Source organism: Oleiphilus sp. HI0128 (assembly GCF_001635365.1).
Genome location: NZ_LWGG01000429.1, coordinates 1 through 340 on the forward strand (window position 1 = coordinate 1; position 340 = coordinate 340).

A 340-nucleotide genomic window follows, 5' to 3' on the forward strand; every position below is an offset into this window, starting at 1 on the left:
AAAGCAACAGAACCTAGATCAAGAACTGCGTCTTTAACAGCGTAGATGTCACGCATTGAGTGAGCGAAACCGAATGCATTCAATCCGTCTAGACCAGAAGTGTCACCACGATGGTTGTGGATTTTCAGATCGTTGATCTGAACACCAGCGATATCGATGTAAACATCTAAATCAGTGATGTTGAAGTAGCTATCCATGTGGATTTTTGAGTTCGCATCACCGTAACCAGTAGAACCAGTCACAGCATCAGAAGCTTCAGCAGCAGAGATACGACCATTACCATCAGTGTCAGTAGCGCCGAAACCATTACCATTGTTTTCGATATGGATATCTTTGTGAC

1 protein-coding gene is annotated in these 340 nt (G+C 43.5%); it reads right to left on the reverse strand.

The annotated features are described in order from the left end of the window. A partial coding sequence (locus A3763_RS28235; RefSeq protein ID WP_197482786.1) for a hypothetical protein occupies positions 1-340 on the reverse strand: 340 nt, incomplete at both ends.